Genomic DNA, 20,416 nt, shown 5'->3' with positions numbered 1-20,416 from the left:
GGATCAGGCCTGTTGCTGGTCGGCCAGCCAGTTGGCGATCGTGACGAACTGCTCGAGGGAGAGATTCTCCGGGCGCAGGTTGCCATCGATGCCAAGCTCGGTCAGCTGGGCGTCGGTGATGAAGTTGGAGAAGCTGTTGCGAATGGTCTTGCGACGCTGGCCGAAGCCTTCGGTGCAGACCCGGTTCAGGCAACGAATGTCTTTCGCGACGATAGTCGGGTTCTTGTGCGGGATCAGACGCACCACGGCGGAATCCACCTTCGGCGCCGGCTTGAAGGCGCCCGGGCCCACTTCCAGCACCGGCACTACCTGACAGTAGTACTGGGTCATCACGCTCAGACGGCCATAGGCCTTGCTGCCCGGGCCGGCGGCCAGACGCAGCACCACTTCCTTTTGCAGCATGAAGTGCATGTCCTCCACCCGGTCGGCAAATTCGCACAGGTGGAAGATGAGGGGGGTGGAGATGTTGTAGGGCAGGTTGCCGAAGATGCGCAGCGGCCCCTTGCCTTCCCCCATCAGAGTGCTGAAGTCAAAGCGCATGGCATCGGCTTCGATGACGGTCAGCTTCTCTTTCAGGGTGGGGTGTTCGCGCAGACGTGCCGCCAGATCACGGTCCAGCTCGACCACGGTCATCTTGTCCATCTGGGCGGCGACCGGCTCGGTGAGCGCGGCCAGACCCGGGCCTATCTCCACCAGATTCTGACCCGGTTGCGGGTTGATGGCGGCCACTATCTGGTCGATCACATACCGGTCGTGCAAGAAGTTCTGACCGAAACGCTTACGGGCCGTGTGGCCCATGTGCACCTTACTGCTCATATCTTTTTTTCTCTACCATCTGGATGGCGTGGTTGATCGCGGTGGTGAGGCTGCCGGGGTCTGCCAGGTTCTTGCCTGCCAGATCCAGCGCGGTGCCGTGGTCCACCGAGGTACGGATGAAGGGAAGTCCGAGGGTGATGTTGACCGAGTTGCCAAAGCCCTTGTATTTGAGCACGGGCAGCCCCTGATCGTGGTACATGGCGAGTACCGCATCCGCATCCTTGAGGTATTTGTCCTGGAACAGGGTATCGGCCGGCAGCGGGCCGACCAGATCGATCCCTTCCTGGCGCAGGGCGGCCAGGGCGGGTTCGATGACATCGATCTCTTCACGGCCCAGGTGACCCCCTTCCCCGGCATGGGGATTGAGGCCGCAGACATAGATCCGGGGGTGTGCGATGCCGAACTTGCGCTTGAGATCCGCATCCAGGATGCGGATCACCTTGCCAAGGCGATCCTCGGTGATGGCTTTGGCCACATAGGCAAGGGGAATATGGGTGGTCGCGAGGGCCACTCTCAGCCCTTCGGTGGCCAGCAGCATCACCACATCGGCGGTGTCGGACTGCTGGGCGAAGAACTCGGTGTGACCGCTGAACGAGACGCCCGCCTGGTTGATGATCCCCTTGTGCACCGGCCCGGTCACCACGGCGGCAAATTCGCCGCTCAGGTTGCCGTCGCAGGCGCGCTGCAAGGTGGCCAGCACATAGGCGCCGTTACCCTCATCCAGCTTGCCTGGTACCACGGGGGCGCCGAGCGGCACGGGGCAGACGGTCAGAGTCCCCGCTCGCTGCGGACGGGTGGGGGCGCTTTCGTCATAGGGTTCAAGCTCGACGGGCAGCCCCAGCAGGGCGGCCCGTTCGCGCAACAGGGCGGGATCGGCGATCACCACCAACTGATGGGGCCAGGCCCGCTGGGCAATCTGCAGCACCAGATCCGGACCGATCCCGGCCGGTTCACCCGGGGTGATGGCAAGCCGGTGGCAGCTCAGTTGTGCCTCGGCGTGCCCTGGATGCACCTTGTTCATCTGAGTGTCGCCCATCAATTGGGTTCGATCTGGATGTAGGCTTCGTCGCGCAGCTCATCCAGCCAAGCCTGGGACTCTTCGGCGAAGCGGCGGTTGAAGATGAGCTGGTAGGCGCGTTGCTCCTGGGCCTTGCCGGTGGCGTCCTGGCTGCGGCGATCCTCGAGCTGCACGATGTGCCAGCCGTGGCTGGTGCGGAAGGGTTCGCTGATCTGGCCCGGTTGCAGGCGACCCAGCATGTCGCGGAACTCCGGTACATAGACGTTGGGATCAGACCAGCCCAGCTCGCCACCCTGCACCGCAGAGCCCGGATCCTCGGAGTATTTCTCTGCCATGCTGGCAAAGCTGGCCTTGCCGCTCTTGATGTCGTGCAGGATGCCGTCCAGGGTGCCCTTGGCCTTCTCCTCGCTCAGGATGATGGAGGGCTTGATCAGGATGTGGCGCGCCTTGACCTCGGTCTGCATGACCTGTTGCTGGCCCTTGGTGTCGAAGATCTTGATGATGTGCAGACCGGCGCCGGAGCGCAGCGGGCCGACGATGTCACCCTTGCCGGCCCCTTGCACGGCTTCCGCCATCAGGGTGGGCATCTCCTGCGGGCTCAACCAGCCCCAGTCACCCCCTTCCAGAGCCTTGGGACCGTTACTCTCGGCAATGGCCAGCTTGCGGAAGTCGGCCCCTTCTTTCAGGGACGCCAGAATGCGCTCGATCTTGGCCTTGGCAGCGTTGAGCTGCTCGGCATTCGGGTTGTCCGGCAGCGCTACCTGGATATGGCCGATATGATATGACGTCTGCTGCTGGCCCTGTTTGCTCAGGGCTTCGACCACCTGCTTGACCTCCTGATCGGAGATGTTGATGCGACGGCGGACCTGGCTGCGGCGCACCTCGTTCATCAGGATTTCGCGGCGCACCTCCTCACGGTACTGGGCGTAGGTCAGGCCTTCCCGCTCCAGCTGGGCGCGCAGTTGCTCCAGGTTCATCTTGTTGTCGGCGGCGATGCTCTGAATGGCCTGTTCCAGCTGGGTGTCACTGATCTTGAGCCCCTGGCGCTCCGCCAGTTGCAGTTGCAGGCTCTCCTGGATCAGGCGATCCAGCGCCTGCTTGCGCAGGGTGACGTCATCGGGCAGGGACTGGCCGCTCTCCTGGGCAGAGGCCTTGACCTTTTGCACCAGGGCCTCCTGCTGACTGGCCAGCACCACATCCTTGTTGACCACGGCAAGCACCTTGTCCATCAGCTCGGGGGCGGCGAGGGCACCCTGGCTCATGACTCCGAACAGGCCTGCGGTCAGCAGGGAAATCAACGTCTTCTTCATATCCATCTCTCAAGGCGTTTGCCAGACCGGTTACTGGTCTCGCAGGTTAAACGGACGAATGTAAGGCAGTGCTTCGGTGTCCAGGGAAGTGCCCTTGGAGCCGGTACCCACGCTACCCAATCCTTTCATTTCAAATTGAATGCCGAGGCTGCGCTCGGACGTCGGGGTCAGGTTCACGTTGTCTGGCGTGTTGACCCATTCCAGGTTGAAGTTGATGCTCCAGCAGCAGGAGTCGTATTTCAGACCCACCTTGCGGTCCACTTTGACGTTCTGGTTGAGCTCCTGATAGTAGCCGCCATAAAGGTGCCAGCGATCGTCCAGCGGGGTGGTCAGCAGCAGGCCGATCTGGTTGAGATCCGTCACCTGGCCCTTGTGGTCGAGGTCGTAGTTGGCATCCCGCACGAAGCGGTGGTTCAACTGGCTGATCAACTTCTCGTGACGGTATTCCAGGGCGCTGTTGGCAGAGCTTATCTGGCGCTGTTCCATATCATATTGTGCCCCCGCATGGGCATACCACTGCTCGTTGATCTTGGCGTCACCCTCGAACGACAGCGGGGAGCGGGTATTGGTGCTCAGCTCATCGCTGCTGTAAAGCTTGACCCTGGGCGCAACGAAGTCGAAGGCTTGGGCAACGGCCAACCGGATTCGTTCATCCCCGGCCGGATCATAAATGCGGGTGGTGACCCCCAAGGAGAGCCGGTTGGAGTCGCTGATGCGGTCCAGACCGGCGAAGCGGCGATCGCTGAACAGGCTGTAGTAGTCCTGGCGCATGGTGGTGGAGTCATAGACACCGATGTTGTCCTGATCCTTGTAGGGCACATAGAGGTACTGGAACTCAGGCTCCAGGGTCTGGTTGGCACCCTCGCCAAACCACTGCTGATCCCGCTCGAAGGTCATGCCGCCCTTGAGACGGAACGAGGGCAGTACCCGGGTGATGGTCCCCTCTTCCAGGGTGACGTCGCCGCCCTCTCTCGGGGTGAAACGATTGGTGAAGGTGCTGCTCATCTGGTCAGGCACCGTCTGGTCGTAGCGGGTGTACATCAGCTTGTATTGGCTGTCGAGGAAGTAGCCCGCCTCGTCAACGAGGGGGATGGTCAGGGTGGGGGCCGTGTAGACCCGGGGGCCGGTATAGGCTTCACCCTTGTTCTGCTCGATGGCCTGATCGTTGTTGTAGCCGAAGTTGGTCAGCTCGGTATTCCAGGCCAGATCGTACCAGCTACCCTGCTGGTAGTAGTTGTGGTTGATGCGCGGCATCAGCTCGTGGGGCTGCTGGGCGCTGGCCAGCAGGATCTGGTAGGTCCGTACCTCGGCATCGAGGTTCCAGTTCTGCTGGTAGTAACCTGCCTTCAGGGATTGCTGCAACTGGTTGTCGACCTGGGTCCCCACCTTGGGGGTGAAGTCGTTGAAGTAGTTGTAGTCCTGGTCCCGTACCTTGGTGTAGTCCACCGACACCCGCATGGCGTTGTCCATGAACATGGAGGTGTGGCGGGCGCTGAGCAGGTAGCGGTGACCGTCAGAGAGATGCTGATTGAGGCTGGCCGTCTCGTCGTACTGCTTGTCGTCCGCCAGGTTCTCGAAGTAGAGACTCCCCACGTGGGCCGGGTCCGGCATGTAGCGGAACTCGACCTGTTCCATCAGGCCCCGTCTGTCCATGAAGCGGGAGGTGATGGTGGCATCGTAGTTGGGGGCGATGTTCCAGTAGAACGGCTGGGTGATGTCCATGCCGTTCTTGGAGCTTTGGGTATAGCCCGGGTAGAGCAGACCGGTCTTGCGCTCATCCTTGATGGGGAAGTTGATATAGGGGAAGTAGAAGACCGGATAGTCATAGAGCCAGAGGCTGGCGTTCCAGGCCTCCCCGAATACCTCGGACTGATCGATGTCGATGCTGCCGGCCTTCAGGGTCCAGGCCTCCTGGCCCGGTGGGCAGGTGGTGTACTGGGCCCCTTCCAGAGTGATGTTCTGGTTGTTGTTGGTCATGGTCACCTTTTCGGCAAAGCCGCGCACCGGTGAGCCATGGACCTGATACTTGCCCTCTTCCAGCTCGGAGTTCTTGGTGTCCAGGTTGGATTTCAGGGTCTTGTCGCTGGTGACCGTGATCTGGCCATCGTTGTAATAGATGTTGCCGATGGCGATGACATCCCGGCTCTTCTGGTCGAGCTGGGCATAGTCGGAGTCGAACTTGCGCACGCCCTGACGCACCTTGACGTCACCCTCGTAGACGGCGGTACCGCCCTGCTTGGCCTCCAGGCGATCGGCATCCACCTCGACGGGCTGGGCATTGGCGTCCTGGCCCGCACTGGGCTTCTCTATCTTGGGGACATAGTCATAGCAGAGGCTGTCGAGGATCCCGGTTGCGGGTGGCGCATTGAGTGGCGCTGCCTGGGCCATGAGCGGGCTCAGGGCAGGAACAAGGCTGATGGTCAGGGCGATGGGACAGGAGTATCCCAGTGTCCATTTTGTCATGTGAAAGGCTCGCGCAATCCGTAGTAAAAACGGTGGATTCAGGGCATGCATTTTATGTCAGGATCCATCGAGTTGACATTGCATGTCATTGCTTTATGTTAGCCGGCAATGATAAAGCATTATTGCGGCCAGGGCTAACAGCCAAGTGCTGCTTTCCAATTTGGTTCCCGACTCATGCACGATCGCGCTTCCCTGCTTTTGCAATGGGCTCGCCGGATTTCCGGTGACGCCAACCTCTCGTTGACGCTTATTTCCGGTGACGCCAGTTTCCGCCGCTACTTCCGGGGCGGCGGTCTGGTGTGGGTGGATGCTAATCCGAAAACCGAAAAAAATCATGAATTCGTTCGCAATGCGGCCGCCCTGCACGATGCGGGGCTGCTGGCCCCCGAGGTAAAGGGGGTCGACTACGAGCAGGGATTGCTGGCGGTGACGGACCTGGGGGATACCCAGCTTATCGGCTGCCTGAACGAAGCGAGCGTACTGGCCTGGTATGGCAAGGCCATCGCCCTGCTGCCAGGGCTCGGCACCGTGGCGCTCGAGCTCGAGCCCTTCGATGAGGCCTTCATGGCCCGCGAAAATGCCATCTTCCCCGAGTGGTTGCTGGGACATCACCTGCAACTGACCCTGAGCGATGAAGAGCAGCAGTTGCTGGCGGAGACCTTCGCCTGCCTCACGGCGAGCAACCTGGCCCAACCACAAGGAGTGATGCACCGGGATTTCCACAGCCGCAACCTGATGGTGTGCGGCGGGATGAACCCGAAGGAGAGCGACCTCGCCCTTATCGACTTCCAGGACATGGTCATCGGGCCGCTGAGCTATGACCTGGTTTCCCTGCTCAAAGATTGCTACGTGCGCTGGCCGGACGCGGTGATCGAGCAGTGCATGCGACTTGGCTTCGACACCCTGCAAGGGGCCGGCCTGCTCGGCAATCTGGACTATGCCGCGTTTCGTCGCGCAGCCGATCTCACCGGCATGCAGCGCCACCTCAAGGCGGCGGGGATCTTCACCCGCCTCTATCACCGCGATGGCAAGGCCGGCTACCTCAAGGACATTCCCCGTACCCTGGGCTACGTGGTCGATGTCTGTCGCAGCCATGGCGCCGCCTATCCGGTGCTGGCCCGCTTCGGCCAGTGGCTGGAGCAGGTGGTGCTGCCGGGATTGGCGCGCACCGGGGTGACACCATGAAGGCGATGATCCTGGCCGCCGGGCGCGGCGAGCGGATGCGTCCGCTCACCGATCTGCTGCCCAAGCCGCTGCTGGCGGCGGGGGGCAAGCCGCTCATCGTGCACCATATCGAAAAACTCAAGGCAGCCGGCGTGACCACACTTGTCATCAACCACGCCTGGCTCGGACACAAGCTGGTGGCGGCCCTCGGCGATGGCAGTGCGCTCGGGGTATCCATCCACTGGTCGGCCGAAGAGAGCGCGCTCGAGACCGCCGGCGGCATCGTGCAGGCGCTGCCTCTGCTGGGCAGCGAACCCTTTCTGGTGATCAACGGCGATACCTGGCTCGACCTGGATTATCGCGCTCTGGTGAACCAGCCGCTTGGGGACGATCTCGCCCACCTCTGGCTGGTGCCCAACCCTCCCCAGCATCCGCAAGGGGACTTCTCCCTGCAAGCGGGTCGGGTGCTGGACACCCCGGCCCTCACCTTCAGCGGCGTCGGCCTCTATCACCCCGCCGCCTTTGCCGGCTTGCCCTGCGGGGCGCGCAAGCTGGCCCCCCTGCTGCGCGACTGGATGGCGCTGGGACGGGTGGGTGGCAGCCTGCTGGCTGGCGAGTGGCGCGACATCGGCACAGTGGATCGGCTGCGCGAGCTGGACGAGCAACTGCTCGCCGGCACCCATTAACATCACGAGGTCTTGAACCATGCGTATTTGGGGCAAGGTGCTTGGCACCTTCTTCGGTTTTCTGCTCGGCAACATCTTCGGTGCCCTGCTGGGCCTGTGGATCGGCCATCGCTTCGATCGGGGCATGGGGATCCGCGGGGCCTTCCAGCGGGCACCCAGCCAGCAGCAACAGGCCGTCTTTTTCCATGCCACCTTCGCCGTCATGGGCCACATCGCCAAGGCGAGCGGCCAGGTCACCGAGCACGAAATACGGGTCGCGTCCAACCTGATGGACAGGATGCGTCTGGCCGGAGAGCAGCGGGTACGGGCCCAGGAGTCGTTCCGCCTTGGCAAGGAGAGTGACTTCCCCCTGCGCGAGACCCTGGCGGAGTTTCGCCAGGCGAGCCTGGGGCAGCGCGACATCCTGCGCTTCTTCCTCGAGGTCCAGCTGCAGGCCGCCTTCGCCGACGGTCAGGTGGAGGCGAACGAGCGGGCCATCCTGCAAACCATCGCCGACGAGCTGGGGTTCAGTCGCATCGAGCTGGCCCGCATTCTGGCAATGGCCGAGGCCCAGATGAACTTCTTCCACCGCCAGCAACAGCAGGGCAGTGGTCAGGGGCAGCAATACCGCCAGGAGCCCCCCTCCCGGGATCGCCTCAAGGATGCCTATCAGTTGCTCGGGGTGAACGAGAGCGACAGCGATCAGGAGATCAAGCGTGCCTATCGCAAGGAGATGAGCAAGCATCACCCTGACAAGCTGGCCGCCAAGGGATTGCCCCCCGAGATGATGGAGATGGCCAAGGAGAAGACCCAGGAGATCCAGCAGGCCTGGGAGTGGATCCGTGAGGCCCGCGGTATTCGCTGAGCCCTGAGCCCGCCATAAAAAAATGCCCGTCGATGACGGGCATTTTTGTTTTCAGAGTCTGGTTTTCTTTTCATGGAAGAAAAATCAGTGGGCATCGACCCAGACAAACTTGAGGACGAAGAGCAGGGCTACCACCAGCACGCAGGGGTTGATCTCGCGCCAGCGGCCGGTGCCCGCCTTCATCACGCAGTAGGAGATGAAGCCGACGGCGATCCCCTCGGTGATGGAGAAGCTGAACGGCATCATCACCGCGGTCATGAAGGCCGGCACCGCTTCGGTCAGGTCTTCCCACTTCACCCGGGTCAGCTCGGAGCACATCAGCACGCCCACGTAGATGAGGGCCCCCGCTGCGGCATACGCCGGCACCATGGCGGCGACCGGAGAGAAGAAGATGGCCAGCAGGAACAGGATGCCCACCACGATGGCGGTCAGGCCGGTGCGACCGCCGACGGCGACGCCGGAGCTGCTCTCGATGTAGGCCGTCACGGACGAGGTCCCCATGAAAGCGCCGCCGACGGAGCTGACGCTGTCCACCACCAGGGCCTGCTTCATGCGCGGGAAGTGCCCCTTGTCATCGGCCAGCTTGGCGCGGTTGGTCACGCCGATCAGGGTGCCGGAAGAGTCGAACAGGTTGACCAGCATGAAGGAGAAGATGATCCCGGCGAGGCTGATGTCCAGCGATCCCATCAGGTCCAGCTGGCCGAAGACCGGTGTAATGCTCGGCGGCACGGAGACGAAGCCCTTGAAGGTGACGTCGCCGAACAGCCAGCCCAGGGTGGTGGTCACCACGATGGCGATGAGCACGGCTGAGTGGACGCCGCGGGCGGAGAAGATGCAGATCAGGAAGAAGCCGAGCAGCCCCAGCAGGCAGGGCAGGGAGGTGAGGTTGCCCACGGTCACCATGGTGGCGGGGCTCGCGACCACGATGCCGGCATTGTGCAGGCCGAGCAGGGCGATGAGCAGACCGATGCCGGCGGTGATGCCGACCCGAAGTGTCAGGGGAATGTTGGCGATGAGCCAGTAGCGTACCCGCAGCAGGGTCAGGATCAGCAGGCCCAGCGCACCCCAGAAGATGGTGCCCATGCCCACTTGCCAGGAGTAGCCCATGCCGGCCACCACCACGAAGGCGAAGAAGGCGTTGAGGCCCATGGCGGGAGCCAGGGCGATGGGCAGGTTGGCCAGCAGACCCATCAGGATGCTGCCGATGCCGGCGATGAGGCAGGTGGTAACGAACACGGCCTGGGTGTCCATGCCTGCCGCAGAGAGGATCTGCGGGTTGACGAAGACGATGTAGACCATGGTCAGGAAGGTGGTGATGCCGGCGATCACCTCGGTGCGGGCCGTGGTGCCATGACTGCGCAGGGCAAACAGGCGCTCGAGCAATCCATGCCCGGCAGCCGGGCTGGCGGTCTGCCCGGTAGCGTGATGTGGTTGATTCATGTTGGATTCCAATGGGTGACGTGAAATAGGCAGCAGGGGGCCCGGCCCATCCATGCGGGGCGACGGACCCTGATTCTGGCGGTGAAGTGACCAGACTCGTCCTGATACCGTGACAGCGCGCACATTTTCACACAGGCGGCCAGGTTTACAAACCCCGGATGTGCGAGGCGGATCAATGAATAGAGTAAAAATTCAAACGTTTTCCCTCGGAGGTCGAAAAAAGGGGACCAATGGAGCCCCGTTTCCACATCGGGATCAACGGTTTTTCTGGTAGCGTTCGATAAGCTGGCTCAGCACGGCATCGCTCTGCTCCAGCAAGGGATCGAGGGTCAACCCCATGCGTTGCAGCAGCAGGGTGGCCTGGGTTTCGCTCAAGGGGCGGCCATCAAGGAAGTAGGCCTGCTCGGCAAGTTGCTTGTCATGGCGGGGCAGCAGCACCCAGTGCACCCGTCGGGGTTCGATGGCGGCGAGGATCCGGTTGGCGGCCGCGCAGAAGGTATCGATGTGCTGCTTGCCATCCGGCCCCAGGCAGCCGGGTTCGAGCCGGATCTGGATGGTGAGTCTGGTGGTGGAGGCTTGGGTCATGGGTCGCTATCGCTGGGGAATAGGTGGAGATTGTAAGTCAGAAGAGGCAAAAAAGGGGAGCCCCGGCTCCCCTTGTGACGTCATACCTGGCGGCGCGGCTGTTGCCTCGCCTTACTTGGCAATGCGCTTGTACTTGGCGCGGCGCGGCTGGATAGCCTCGGCACCGTAGGTCTTCTTCTTCCACTCTTCGTATTCGGTGAAGTTGCCTTCAAAGAATTCGATCTTGCCCTCGTCCTGGTAGTCCAGGATGTGGGTGGCGATGCGGTCGAGGAACCAGCGGTCGTGGGAGATGACCATGGCGCAACCCGGGAACTCCAGCAGGGCGTTCTCGAGGGCGCGCAGGGTTTCGATGTCCAGATCGTTGGTCGGTTCATCCAGCAGCAGCACGTTGCCGCCGGTCTGCAGCAGCTTGGCCAGGTGCAGACGGCCACGTTCACCACCGGAGAGCTCGCCGACCCGCTTCTGCTGGTCGGAACCCTTGAAGTTGAAGCGGCCGATGTAGGCGCGGCTCGGGAACTCGTAGTTGCCGATGCGCAGGATGTCCTGTCCGTCGGCGACTTCCTCGAACACCGTCTTCTTGTCGTTCATCTGGTCGCGGAACTGATCCACGGAGGCCAGCACCACGGTGTCACCCAGGGTGATGGAACCGGAATCCGGCTGCTCCTGACCCGACATCATGCGGAACAGGGTCGATTTACCGGCACCGTTCGGACCGATGATGCCGACGATGGCACCCTTCGGAATGGAGAAGGAGAGATCGTCGATCAGCTGGCGGTCGCCATAGGACTTGCAGAGGTTGGCCACCTCCACCACCTTGTCGCCCAGGCGCGGTCCGGGCGGAATGAACAGCTCGTTGGTCTCGTTGCGCTTCTGGTAGTCGTTGGTGTTGAGCTCTTCGAAGCGAGCCATACGGGCCTTTGATTTGGCCTGACGGCCTTTCGGGTTCTGACGAACCCACTCCAGTTCCTTCTCGATGGACTTGCGACGGGCGGCTTCGGAACTCGCTTCCTGGGCCAGACGGGCATCTTTTTGCTCCAGCCAGGAGGAGTAGTTGCCCTCCCAGGGGATGCCTTCGCCGCGGTCCAGCTCCAGGATCCAGCCCGCCACGTTGTCGAGGAAGTAGCGGTCGTGGGTGATGGCCACGACGGTGCCTTCGTAGTCGTGCAGGAAGCGCTCCAGCCAGGCCACGGATTCCGCATCCAGGTGGTTGGTCGGTTCGTCCAGCAGCAGCATGTCCGGCTTCTCCAGCAGCAGGCGGCACAGGGCCACGCGGCGGCGCTCACCACCGGAGAGGTGCTTGATCTGGGCATCCCAGGCCGGCAGGCGCAGGGCATCGGCCGCGCGCTCCAACTGGTTTTCCATGTTGTGGCCGCCCTGGGCGGCGATGATGGCTTCCAGCTCGCCCTGTTCGCGGGCCAGCTTGTCAAAATCCGCATCCGGGTCGGCGTAGGCTGCATAGACCTCGTCGAGGCGCGCCATGGCGCGTTTGACGTCGCCGACCGCCTCTTCGACCGCTTCGCGTACGGTCTGCTCCGGATCCAGCTTCGGCTCCTGGGGCAGGTAGCCGATCTTGATGCCGGGCTGCGGACGGGCTTCCCCTTCGATCTCGGTGTCGATGCCCGCCATGATGCGCAGCAGGGTCGATTTCCCGGCGCCGTTCAGACCCAGCACGCCTATTTTGGCCCCCGGGAAGAAGGAGAGGGAGATGTTCTTGAGAATATGACGCTTGGGTGGCACGACCTTGCCAACCCTGTTCATGGTGTAAATAAATTGAGCCATTGGCTAATTCTCTTCCTTTCAGCAGTTTAATGTCTTGGCATTAACAAACTGATGTCGTGGTGGGGCCGGGTCGACGGGCCGTCAACCCGGTTCCAAAAAACCCGTCGATTGTAAACCAATGGGAGAGGGGCGGCAAAGCCGGGCGCCGCAGGCCGGGACGGCCGACAGGCGCGAGGGAAGAGGGGCAACCGGGCAAGCTCAGCGCGGTGAGCTGCGGCGGGCCGGTTTGTCAGGATCCTGCCCCGAGTAGTAGAGCACCCGCTGCACATACTCCTGGGTTTCCTGATAGGGCGGCACACCGCCGTGGCGCAGCACGGCTTGCTCCCCGGCGTTGTAGGCGGCGCTGATCCTCACCCAGTCCGGACCGAACTGCTTCTCCAGCCACTTCAGGTAGATCATGGCACCACGGATGTTCTGCTGGGCATCGAACGGCCGGGTTACGCCGAAGCGGGCCTGGGTTTCGGGAATGAGCTGCATGACGCCCTGCGCCTGCTTGGGGGAGACGGCGGTGCTGTTCAGATTGGATTCGGCGATGGCGATGGCCAGGGCGAGCTGGGGGTCCACTTTGTGACGCTGGGCGGCTTGGCGGATCATGACGGCCAGCTTTTGCTTGGCCTGTGACTGTCTGGCCAGGTAGCGCTCCTGATCGAAGGGGGTACTGGGGCGCACCCAGGGGGCTCCGCCACCGCCTCCGATGCCGCAGGTACCCAGGGGGGCATTGCCGACCCGCTCGTTGTAGTAACGGGCGGCTTGCTGGTTGCCAAGGCGCATGGCCATGGCTAGGTAGGCGTTGGCGCTGCGGGCATTGCGGATCCCCTGGGGGCCGCGGGCCAGCAGGCGGCCGATGCGGTAATAGGCTTCCGGGTTGCCAAGGTTGGCGGCGGTGCAGTAGTGGGCGATGGCCTGCCGCGGGTTTCCCTGTTCCATGGCGGCACCCTGGCGCAGTGCGCTTATGGCCTTGGGGGCCTGACGAAAGGGATCTGCGTGGGAAGTGGTGGCGAGCAGTATCAGGAGTCCCCAGCCCCAGAGTCGTNGTTTTTTCATGGAAACCTCGTCTTTGGTATCCGCAACATATAGGCCCGATCCGGGGAGGGACGCCAGCCAGCAGATGGAACATCTGGTTATGTGGGTGAGCGGCAGAGATGAAAACGGTATGGAACTTTTGGTGCAGGGGAGGAGCGGCAGGCTCCTGGAACAGTGACTGCTTTGATAGATTTGTTAATTGAAGTTCAATATGCTGACAGAGTTGTTTTCTAACGCCTTGTATTTGCATGATGTCAGCCAGGCCATCGATGCAATGTCGTCGGGTCTGCCGGGTGAGTCGATAGCGCCTCGGATGAGGGCAGGATATGCATATGGTCGAATCGGTCGATATCTCTGTCGTGGTACCCGCCAAGGATGAACGGGACAATCTGGCCCCGCTCGTCGGCGAAATAGATGCCGCCCTTGGGGGCAGGTTCGAGTACGAACTTATCTATGTGGACGATGGCAGCGTGGACGGAAGTCATGTGGTGCTGCGCGATTTGCAGACGCGTTTCACCAGGCTGAAGGTGCTATGCCATGTCCATGCCGTGGGCCAGAGCATGGCGGTGCTGAGCGGGGTGCGCCACGGGCGTGGCGACTGGCTGGTGGTACTCGACGGCGATGGTCAGAACGATCCCGCCGACATTCCCGCCATGCTGGAGGAGGCGATGCGCCGCTACCAGAGCGATCCATACCAGGTGGGCCTCATCGGCCACAGGGTCAACCGCCGCGACGACTGGGTCAAGCGTCTCTCTTCAACGCTGGCCAACGGTTTTCGCGACCTGCTGCTGCGCGACGGCATTCCGGATACCGGCTGCGGGCTCAAGGTGGTGCGTCGCGACTGGTATCTGAAACTGCCCGCCTTCAATCACATGCACCGCTACATCCCCGCGCTGATCCAGGCACAAGGGGGGCGCATGGCACCCTGGCCGGTCAACCACAGGCCACGCCAGGCGGGGATCTCCAAATACGGGGTCTGGAACCGGCTCTGGGTCGGGCTGGTGGATGTGGTCGGGGTCTGGTGGTTGCAGCGCCGATCCAAGGTGGTTGAAATCCGGGAGATGCTGGAGTGATGGACGCCTGGCTGTCTGCCCCCATCGACTGGCTGGACTGGACCGGGGTGCATGTCACCGGCTGGAAGCTGATCGGCTATACAGGGGCGCTGATGTTCGGCGGACGCTGGCTGGTGCAGTTTCTGGCGTCCAGGCGGGCGGGACGACCCGTCATCCCGCGCCTGTTCTGGTACATGAGCGTGATCGGCAGCCTGATGACGCTCAGCTACTTCACCTTCTCTCCCAAGCAGGACTCAGTCGGCGTGCTGCAAAACCTCTTCCCCACCTTCACCGCGCTCTACAGCCTCTATCTCGATATCCAGCATCGGGGCTGGCGGCGGGACAAGGCAGTGACCGGGGAGGCCCGTCATGGTGAGTGATCGCACCCTGCTCAATCAGACGTCCCTTGGCTGGTTGCTGCTGATCGCGCTGGTGGTGCTGGGGGCCGGGCTGGGTCTGCGGGATCCCTGGCCGGCGGACGAGCCGCGCTTCGCCCTGATCGCCCGGGAGATGGTGGAGAGCGGCCAGTGGCTCTTCCCCATGCGTGGCGGGGAGCTCTATCCGGACAAGCCGCCGCTGTTTATGTGGGGGATCGCGAGCGGTTATGTGTTGACTGGCTCCATCAAGGTGGCCTTTCTGCTGCCCTCCCTGCTATCTGGCTTGCTGACCATCTTGCTGGTGTGGGATCTGGGGCGCCGCCTGTGGGATCCGGCGACGGGATTTCTGGCGGGCTTGCTGCTGCTCTTTACCGTCCAGTTTACCCTGCAGGCCAAGACGGCCCAGATCGACGGCCTAGTCACCTTCTTCATCACCCTCGGTCTCTATGGTTTTCTGCGCTTCCTCCTCTGTGGTGGCGGGTGGCGCTGGTACTGGCTCGGCTGGTTTGCCGCGGGGCTTGGCGTCATCACCAAGGGGGTGGGAGTACTGGCCCTGCTGGTGCTGCTTCCCGCGCTCTGGACCCACAGGTCGCAAATCCGCGCCGCGCCCTTGTCAGCCTGGCTGAAGGCCCTGCTCGGGCCGCTGGCCATGGCCCTGGCGATGGGCCTCTGGCTGGTCCCCATGCTGGAGGCCGTGACCCGAAGCGGGGATCCCCTCCTGCTGGCCTACAGAGACAACATACTGCTGCGCCAGACGGTGACTCGCTATACCAGCGCCTGGCATCACGTCAAACCCTTCTGGTACTACCTCACCTCGGTGATCCCGCCGTTCTGGCTGCCGCTCTCCCTGCTGCTGCCCTGGCTGGTGGTGGCCTGGCGGCGCGCCATCCGGGCGCAGGACAGGCGTATTCTGCTGCTGCTGGGTTATCTGGTGCTGGTGGTGCTGTTTTTCTCCTGCTCGCCGGGCAAGCGGGGCGTCTACATCACGCCTGGTACGCCCGCCATGGCGCTCCTGGCCGCACCCTTCATCGGCACCCTGCTGGTCCGGGTCTGGCCGGGGCGACTACTGGCCGGGCTTGGCTGGCTGCTGGGAGGGGCAGGGCTGGTGGGGGGTCTGGTGCTGGCATTTAGCGACAGAGTGGCCAGCCGTCTGGGGGAACTGGGGCCGGATCCCTGGCTTCCCCTGTTGGTGCTGGGGGGATCCTTGCTTCTGATCAATGCCTGGCTTCGCCGGGCGCCACTGACCGCCATTCTCTGCTCCCTGGCGGTGGGGTGGCTGATCTACTCCTGCTGGATAAGCGTGCGCCTCAACGAGGTGCGCACCCCTCAGGCAGTCATGACATTAGCGGCGCAGAAGGTGCCTGCGGGGGATGAACTGCTGCTGGCGGGATTCAAGGAGCAGCATCTGCTGTTTAGCCTGCAACCAGTGAAACATTACCCTTATCTGATGGGGGACGGGGAGCAGGCCCGGGAAGCTGCCGCCTGGATAGGGGCTGCCCCCGGGCGCTGGGTACTGGGGAGCGCCGACCTGATGGTGAGGTGTTTTGACCCCGCGAAGATGGAAAACCTCGGCAACCGTCACCGCACCGACTGGCTGCTGGCAGGCCCGCAGGCCCTCAAACCCGCCTGCCGTGGGCTATCCCCCACAATGGTGCCCTTCAGCTATACCCCTTCATCCTGAGCGCAGGGTCTGAGCCAGGGGACCCTGCCACCTCGTTTGGCTCAGACCCGGTAGTAGTCCCGATACCAGCGGACAAAGCTGTCTACCCCTTCCTTGAGCCCGATACGGGGGCGATAGCCCGTGGCGTCGAACAGCGAGCGGGTGTCGGCCCAGGTGGCGAGCACGTCGCCGGGTTGCATGGGCAGCATGTTGCGGATGGCCCGTTTGCCGAGGGCCGACTCGATGGCATTCACGAAGTCCAGCAGCCTGACCGGGCTGCCGTTGCCGATGTTGAAGAGGCGATAGGGGGCCGGGCTGGCATCCGGGGCCCCCTGCCAGTGGGCATCGCCCGCGGGGGGGATGTCTGAGATGCGCACTATCCCCTCGACGATGTCGTCGACATGGGTGAAATCCCGGCAGAGCTGGCCCTGGTTGTAGAGGTCGATGGGGTCGCCGTTCAGGATGGCCTGCACGAACTTGAACAGGGCCATGTCGGGCCGACCCCAGGGGCCGTAGACGGTGAAAAAGCGCAGCCCGGTTGTGGGCAGGCCGTAGAGATGGGAGTAGGAGTGGGCCATCAGCTCTCCCGCCTTCTTGCTCGCCGCATAGAGAGAGACGGGATGATCCGCCCCATGGGACGGCTTGAACGGCATCTGTTCGTTCAGCCCGTAGACCGAGCTGGAGGAGGCATAGATCAGGTGCTGCACCCGGGTCTGGCGACACCCTTCCAGCACGGTGAGGTGGCCGGTGAGGTTGCTGTCGGCATAGGCGAAGGGGTTGTCCAGGGAGTAGCGCACCCCGGCCTGGGCCCCCAGATGGATCACCCGGTCAAACTGCTCACGGGCAAAGAGCGAAGCCATGGCCGCGCGGTCCGCGAGATCGGTGCGCTCGAAGCGAAAGCCGGGCAGAGGCGTGAGCAGGGCGAGGCGCGCCTCCTTGAGACTCACCGCGTAGTAGTCGTTGAGGTTGTCTATCCCCACCACCAGATGGCCGTCGCCACAGAGCCTGCGCGCCACATGAAATCCGATAAACCCGGCGGCGCCGGTGACGAGGTACTTCATCGCTCCTCCTGATGGGTCAGGCTGTCGCCACGGCCGATGGCATAGTAGGTGAAACCGCGCTGGCGCAAACGGGCCGGGTCATAGAGGTTGCGGCCGTCGAAGATGATGGCCTGCTTCAGGGTCTGGCGAAGCAGGTCGAAATCCGGTGCGCGGAACTGTTGCCACTCGGTGCAGACGAGCAGGGCGTCGGCCCCCTGGAGGGCGGTTTCCTGGGTGTCGCACAGGGTCAAGTCCGCCCGCTGGCCATAGAGGCGGGTGGCCTCGGTCATGGCCTCGGGGTCGAACGCCTGCACCTTGCCTCCTGCCGCCCAGATCGCCTCCATCAGCACCCTGCTCGGGGCTTCGCGCATGTCGTCGGTATTGGGTTTGAAGGCGAGTCCCCATAACGCGAAGGTGCGCCCCGACAGACTGGCACCAAAATGGTGGTGCAGCCGGGTCATGAGCCTGTGCTTCTGTGCCTCGTTGACCTGCTCCACCGAGCGCAGCAGGGGGGTCTCGCACCCCGCCTCCTTCGCGGTGTGGATCAGCGCCCTGACATCCTTGGGGAAGCAGGATCCGCCATAACCGCAGCCCGGGTAGATGAAGTGGTGGCCGATGCGCGGATCGGCACCAATGCCCTTGCGCACTTCCTCGATGTCGGCGCCCAGGGCTTCGGCCAGGGTGGCCATCTCGTTCATGAAGGAGATGCGGGTCGCCAGCATGGCGTTGGCGGCGTACTTGGTCAGTTCGGCGCTGCGTGCATCCATCCGCAGGATGCGGTCTCGCTTGCGGTTGAAGGGGGCGTAGAGCTCCTCCAGCAGGGAGAAGGCGTGATCGGAGTCGGTGCCGATGATGATGCGATCCGGCCGCAGGCAGTCGGCGACGGCGGCGCCCTCCTTGAGAAATTCGGGGTTGGAGACCACGTCGAGCGGAAGATCGAGACCACGGTCGGCGAGGCGCTCCGCAATGTGTCGCCGTACCCGGCTGGCGGTGCCGACAGGGACAGTGCTCTTGTTGACCACCACCTTGCCCCCTTGCATCAGGCGGCCTATGGTGTCCGCCACCGTCATTACCTGATGGAGGTCGGCGGATCCGTCCTCGTCCGGCGGCGTTCCGACCGCGATGAAGATAAGCTCGGCAAACTCCACCGCCCGTGCCGGGTCTGTGGTGAAGATCAGGCGGCCGGCCTGATGATTGCGCAGCACCAGAGGGGCGAGGCCGGGCTCGAAGAGGGGAATGTGTCCCGCTTTCAGGGCCGCGACCTTGTCGGCATCCACATCCACAGAGATCACCTTGTGACCCATCTCCGCCAGTACGGCGGCCTGAACCAACCCGACATAACCTATTCCGAATACGGTGACTCTCATCCGCTGTTGTTCCGCTGGCAGTGACAAGCGACTCATTCTAGAACGATTCGGATGCGGGGGCAGCGCCCCGTTTCAGGTTTTTCAGCATCATGCCGGCGGTGAGCGTGGAACATTTTGGTGCAAGGATTGTAACGCCTGGATGACGCGCACCATTTTGGCGCGTGAAGGGCGGGACTTGTGATCCATCTCACTCAAAATGGAGACTGTCGGCATAACGAAGCCCCGGTTCACGGGGCTCGCTCCGCCCGACGGGCGGCCAACACTCTCTTGCTTCGCGATTGGATACCTGGTTATGGACAACACTTCACGCTCTGCGCATCCACTGTATGAGGATGTGCTCGCCTTGCTGACCGCAGCAGGCTTCGTTTCCCTCGGCATCTTCCTGTTCCATCAGGTCGGCCTGCTCACCGGTGGCACCGCCGGCCTGGCGCTGCTGCTGCAACAGGTGACCGGCATCAGCTTCGGCCTGCTGTTCTTCGCCATGAACCTGCCTTTCTATGCCTTGGCCTGGCTCAGAATGGGGCCGCGCTTCACCCTCAATACCTTTGCCGCCGTGGCCACCGTCTCCTTCATGACGGATCACCTCAACGCCGTGCTGCAAATCGGCAAGATCGAACCCGTCTATGCGGCGCTGATCGGCGGCACCCTGATCGGCATGGGGCTGCTCATCATGTTCCGCCACAAGGCGAGCCTGGGGGGCTTCAACATCCTGGCGCTCTTCATTCAGGACAGATGGGGTGTGCGGGCAGGAAAGCTGCAAATGGGGCTGGATTGCGCCATCGTCGTCGCCTCTTTCTTCGTGGTCTCCCCCTGGCTGCTGGCGCTTTCTGTGGTGGCTGCCATCATCTGTAACCTGGTGTTGACACTCAATCACAAGCCGGGGCGCTACCAGATAGCCTGATGTGCCCGTGGGGATTGCCCTGCTGGTCAGCCCAGGGCTGGATACCGCAAAAAGACAGAGCGCCTGATGGCGCTCTGTTGCTATCTGCCCCCGGGTGTCACACCACCATGGGGACGCCGCTCTCGGGGTGGCGGATCACCTGGGCGGGGTAGCCGTAGAGGCGCGCGATGAGCGCCGGGGTCAGCACCTCGCCTGCGCTGCCGTCAGCCATCAGCCTGCCCTGCTCCAGCATCACCAGCCTATCGGCGTAGCGGGCTGCCAGATTGAGGTCGTGCAACACCACCAGCACGGCGGTGTTGCGACCGGCCAGCGCCCGGGCCATGGCGAGCAACTGGTGCTGGTATTTGAGATCCAGCGCCGAGGTGGGCTCGTCCAGCAGCAGCAGCCGCGCTTGCTGCGGTTCCTCCGGGGCCTGCCAGATCTGGGCCAGCACCCGGGCGAACTGCACCCGTTGACGCTCCCCGCCGGAGAGGCCGGGATAGAGGCGGTTTGCCAGATGGTCGACCCCGGCGTGGGTCATGGCGGCGCGGACTATCTCGTCGCGCCGGCTGGCAGGCTCGCTGTGGGGCAGCCGGCCCATGGCCACCACCTCTTCGCACAGGAAGGGGAAGCTCAAGGAGGAGCTTTGCGGCAGCACACCGACCCGGTGTGCCAGAGCGTTGTCGGCCCACCCCCTGCGGGTCTGGCCGAACAGGTGGATCTCCCCTTCATGTTCCAGCTCGCCGGTCAGGCACTTGAGCAGTGAGCTTTTGCCCGCCCCGTTGGGGCCGAGCAGGGCGGTCAGGCTGCCGGCATGCAGGTCGAGATCCAGGCTGTCCAGGATAAGCCGGTTGCCACGACTGAGGCGAAGACCCCGGCAACTGAGCAGGGGGGAGGGGGATCCGGGCAAAG

18 protein-coding genes are annotated in these 20,416 nt (G+C 63.2%); 7 read left to right on the top strand and 11 right to left on the bottom strand.

Features of this window, described 5'->3' with window-relative positions; all coding sequences use genetic code 11:
* Nucleotides 1-3 precede the first annotated feature (3 nt).
* From rsmA to lptD, 4 genes are read right to left on the bottom strand one after another with little or no spacing between them, the layout of a single operon-like run.
* Nucleotides 4-816 carry a 16S rRNA (adenine(1518)-N(6)/adenine(1519)-N(6))-dimethyltransferase RsmA gene (gene rsmA, locus AB5Y89_RS18015; RefSeq protein ID WP_010673207.1) on the bottom strand — a complete coding sequence of 271 codons (813 nt, stop codon included), beginning with the start codon at nucleotides 814-816 and terminating at the stop codon, nucleotides 4-6.
* Nucleotides 806-1,801, bottom strand: coding sequence for a 4-hydroxythreonine-4-phosphate dehydrogenase PdxA (pdxA, locus tag AB5Y89_RS18010; protein ID WP_368224250.1), 996 nt, complete (start codon nucleotides 1,799-1,801; stop codon nucleotides 806-808). Before pdxA ends, rsmA begins: the two co-directional genes overlap by 11 nt.
* A gap of 50 nt (nucleotides 1,802-1,851) precedes the next feature.
* Nucleotides 1,852-3,144, bottom strand: a complete 1,293-nt coding sequence (gene surA / locus AB5Y89_RS18005; protein ID WP_010673209.1) for a peptidylprolyl isomerase SurA — start codon at nucleotides 3,142-3,144, stop codon at nucleotides 1,852-1,854.
* A 30-nt stretch (nucleotides 3,145-3,174) separates the two neighbouring features.
* On the bottom strand, nucleotides 3,175-5,607 hold the full coding sequence (gene lptD, locus AB5Y89_RS18000; RefSeq protein ID WP_368224239.1) for an LPS assembly protein LptD: 2,433 nt from the start codon (nucleotides 5,605-5,607) through the stop codon (nucleotides 3,175-3,177).
* A 174-nt stretch (nucleotides 5,608-5,781) separates the two neighbouring features.
* On the opposite strand from lptD, the gene AB5Y89_RS17995 reads away from it, so the two are divergent.
* From AB5Y89_RS17995 to djlA, 3 genes are read left to right on the top strand one after another with little or no spacing between them, the layout of a single operon-like run.
* Nucleotides 5,782-6,792 carry an aminoglycoside phosphotransferase family protein gene (locus AB5Y89_RS17995; RefSeq protein ID WP_368224238.1) on the top strand — a complete coding sequence of 337 codons (1,011 nt, stop codon included), beginning with the start codon at nucleotides 5,782-5,784 and terminating at the stop codon, nucleotides 6,790-6,792.
* Nucleotides 6,789-7,457 (top strand): N-acetylmuramate alpha-1-phosphate uridylyltransferase MurU, encoded by a 669-nt coding sequence (gene murU, locus AB5Y89_RS17990; protein WP_263309110.1) that lies wholly within the window; start codon nucleotides 6,789-6,791, stop codon nucleotides 7,455-7,457. The genes AB5Y89_RS17995 and murU overlap by 4 nt, the downstream gene beginning before the upstream one ends.
* A gap of 19 nt (nucleotides 7,458-7,476) precedes the next feature.
* Nucleotides 7,477-8,301 (top strand): co-chaperone DjlA, encoded by an 825-nt coding sequence (gene djlA / locus AB5Y89_RS17985; protein WP_103260750.1) that lies wholly within the window; start codon nucleotides 7,477-7,479, stop codon nucleotides 8,299-8,301.
* Nucleotides 8,302-8,385: 84 nt separating this feature from the next.
* On the opposite strand, the gene AB5Y89_RS17980 is transcribed toward djlA, so the two are convergent.
* The 4 genes from AB5Y89_RS17980 to AB5Y89_RS17965 all read right to left on the bottom strand — a co-directional run bounded on the left by AB5Y89_RS17980 (nucleotide 8,386) and on the right by AB5Y89_RS17965 (nucleotide 13,149).
* Nucleotides 8,386-9,741, bottom strand: a complete 1,356-nt coding sequence (locus AB5Y89_RS17980) for an NCS2 family permease (protein ID WP_052815199.1) — start codon at nucleotides 9,739-9,741, stop codon at nucleotides 8,386-8,388.
* Between the two features lie 255 nt (nucleotides 9,742-9,996).
* Nucleotides 9,997-10,326 carry a hypothetical protein gene (locus tag AB5Y89_RS17975; RefSeq protein WP_045523765.1) on the bottom strand — a complete coding sequence of 110 codons (330 nt, stop codon included), beginning with the start codon at nucleotides 10,324-10,326 and terminating at the stop codon, nucleotides 9,997-9,999.
* Between the two features lie 111 nt (nucleotides 10,327-10,437).
* The gene (gene ettA / locus AB5Y89_RS17970; RefSeq protein WP_039040030.1) at nucleotides 10,438-12,105 is read right to left on the bottom strand and encodes an energy-dependent translational throttle protein EttA; all 1,668 of its coding nucleotides are present in this window, start codon (nucleotides 12,103-12,105) and stop codon (nucleotides 10,438-10,440) included.
* 198 nt (nucleotides 12,106-12,303) lie between these two features.
* Nucleotides 12,304-13,149, bottom strand: a complete 846-nt coding sequence (locus AB5Y89_RS17965) for a lytic transglycosylase domain-containing protein (RefSeq protein ID WP_368224237.1) — start codon at nucleotides 13,147-13,149, stop codon at nucleotides 12,304-12,306.
* A 311-nt stretch (nucleotides 13,150-13,460) separates the two neighbouring features.
* On the opposite strand from AB5Y89_RS17965, the gene AB5Y89_RS17960 reads away from it, so the two are divergent.
* Genes AB5Y89_RS17960 through AB5Y89_RS17950 form a run of 3 tightly spaced genes read left to right on the top strand, consistent with a single transcriptional unit; the run spans nucleotide 13,461 to nucleotide 16,238 of the window.
* Complete coding sequence (locus AB5Y89_RS17960) at nucleotides 13,461-14,201, top strand: glycosyltransferase family 2 protein (RefSeq protein ID WP_045523762.1); 741 nt, start codon at nucleotides 13,461-13,463, stop codon at nucleotides 14,199-14,201.
* Complete coding sequence (locus AB5Y89_RS17955) at nucleotides 14,201-14,560, top strand: lipid-A-disaccharide synthase N-terminal domain-containing protein (RefSeq protein WP_039040033.1); 360 nt, start codon at nucleotides 14,201-14,203, stop codon at nucleotides 14,558-14,560. Before AB5Y89_RS17960 ends, AB5Y89_RS17955 begins: the two co-directional genes overlap by 1 nt.
* The gene (locus AB5Y89_RS17950) at nucleotides 14,550-16,238 is read left to right on the top strand and encodes an ArnT family glycosyltransferase (protein WP_368224236.1); all 1,689 of its coding nucleotides are present in this window, start codon (nucleotides 14,550-14,552) and stop codon (nucleotides 16,236-16,238) included. Before AB5Y89_RS17955 ends, AB5Y89_RS17950 begins: the two co-directional genes overlap by 11 nt.
* A gap of 41 nt (nucleotides 16,239-16,279) precedes the next feature.
* On the opposite strand, the gene AB5Y89_RS17945 is transcribed toward AB5Y89_RS17950, so the two are convergent.
* Nucleotides 16,280-17,278, bottom strand: a complete 999-nt coding sequence (locus tag AB5Y89_RS17945) for an NAD-dependent epimerase (protein WP_368224235.1) — start codon at nucleotides 17,276-17,278, stop codon at nucleotides 16,280-16,282.
* The gene (locus tag AB5Y89_RS17940; protein WP_319897560.1) at nucleotides 17,275-18,624 is read right to left on the bottom strand and encodes a UDP-glucose/GDP-mannose dehydrogenase family protein; all 1,350 of its coding nucleotides are present in this window, start codon (nucleotides 18,622-18,624) and stop codon (nucleotides 17,275-17,277) included. Before AB5Y89_RS17940 ends, AB5Y89_RS17945 begins: the two co-directional genes overlap by 4 nt.
* 292 nt (nucleotides 18,625-18,916) lie before the next feature.
* Here AB5Y89_RS17940 and AB5Y89_RS17935 point away from each other — a divergent pair, with 292 nt between their 5' ends.
* Nucleotides 18,917-19,525 carry a YitT family protein gene (locus AB5Y89_RS17935; RefSeq protein ID WP_039040037.1) on the top strand — a complete coding sequence of 203 codons (609 nt, stop codon included), beginning with the start codon at nucleotides 18,917-18,919 and terminating at the stop codon, nucleotides 19,523-19,525.
* 97 nt (nucleotides 19,526-19,622) lie between these two features.
* Here AB5Y89_RS17935 and AB5Y89_RS17930 read toward each other — a convergent pair whose 3' ends face one another.
* On the bottom strand, nucleotides 19,623-20,414 hold the full coding sequence (locus AB5Y89_RS17930) for a heme ABC transporter ATP-binding protein (RefSeq protein WP_268452304.1): 792 nt from the start codon (nucleotides 20,412-20,414) through the stop codon (nucleotides 19,623-19,625).
* Nucleotides 20,415-20,416: the final 2 nt, after the last annotated feature.

The sequence above is a fragment of the Aeromonas sp. s4 genome, from assembly GCF_040907855.1.
In the GTDB taxonomy this organism is placed as follows: domain Bacteria; phylum Pseudomonadota; class Gammaproteobacteria; order Enterobacterales; family Aeromonadaceae; genus Aeromonas; species Aeromonas caviae.
This window is presented reverse-complemented; position numbering and strand designations above follow the sequence as displayed.

What these genes read in the sequence shown, in the direction of transcription:
- rsmA (WP_010673207.1), bottom strand. Translation starts at nt 816, where the DNA reads ATGAGCAGTAAGGTGCACATGGGCCACACGGCCCGTAAGCGTTTCGGT.
- surA (WP_010673209.1), bottom strand. Translation starts at nt 3,144, where the DNA reads ATGAAGAAGACGTTGATTTCCCTGCTGACCGCAGGCCTGTTCGGAGTC.
- lptD (WP_368224239.1), bottom strand. Translation starts at nt 5,607, where the DNA reads ATGACAAAATGGACACTGGGATACTCCTGTCCCATCGCCCTGACCATC.
- AB5Y89_RS17995 (WP_368224238.1), top strand. Translation starts at nt 5,782, where the DNA reads ATGCACGATCGCGCTTCCCTGCTTTTGCAATGGGCTCGCCGGATTTCC.
- murU (WP_263309110.1), top strand. Translation starts at nt 6,789, where the DNA reads ATGAAGGCGATGATCCTGGCCGCCGGGCGCGGCGAGCGGATGCGTCCG.
- djlA (WP_103260750.1), top strand. Translation starts at nt 7,477, where the DNA reads ATGCGTATTTGGGGCAAGGTGCTTGGCACCTTCTTCGGTTTTCTGCTC.
- AB5Y89_RS17980 (WP_052815199.1), bottom strand. Translation starts at nt 9,741, where the DNA reads ATGAATCAACCACATCACGCTACCGGGCAGACCGCCAGCCCGGCTGCC.
- AB5Y89_RS17975 (WP_045523765.1), bottom strand. Translation starts at nt 10,326, where the DNA reads ATGACCCAAGCCTCCACCACCAGACTCACCATCCAGATCCGGCTCGAA.
- ettA (WP_039040030.1), bottom strand. Translation starts at nt 12,105, where the DNA reads ATGGCTCAATTTATTTACACCATGAACAGGGTTGGCAAGGTCGTGCCA.
- AB5Y89_RS17960 (WP_045523762.1), top strand. Translation starts at nt 13,461, where the DNA reads ATGGTCGAATCGGTCGATATCTCTGTCGTGGTACCCGCCAAGGATGAA.
- AB5Y89_RS17955 (WP_039040033.1), top strand. Translation starts at nt 14,201, where the DNA reads ATGGACGCCTGGCTGTCTGCCCCCATCGACTGGCTGGACTGGACCGGG.
- AB5Y89_RS17950 (WP_368224236.1), top strand. Translation starts at nt 14,550, where the DNA reads ATGGTGAGTGATCGCACCCTGCTCAATCAGACGTCCCTTGGCTGGTTG.
- AB5Y89_RS17945 (WP_368224235.1), bottom strand. Translation starts at nt 17,278, where the DNA reads ATGAAGTACCTCGTCACCGGCGCCGCCGGGTTTATCGGATTTCATGTG.
- AB5Y89_RS17940 (WP_319897560.1), bottom strand. Translation starts at nt 18,624, where the DNA reads ATGAGAGTCACCGTATTCGGAATAGGTTATGTCGGGTTGGTTCAGGCC.
- AB5Y89_RS17935 (WP_039040037.1), top strand. Translation starts at nt 18,917, where the DNA reads ATGGACAACACTTCACGCTCTGCGCATCCACTGTATGAGGATGTGCTC.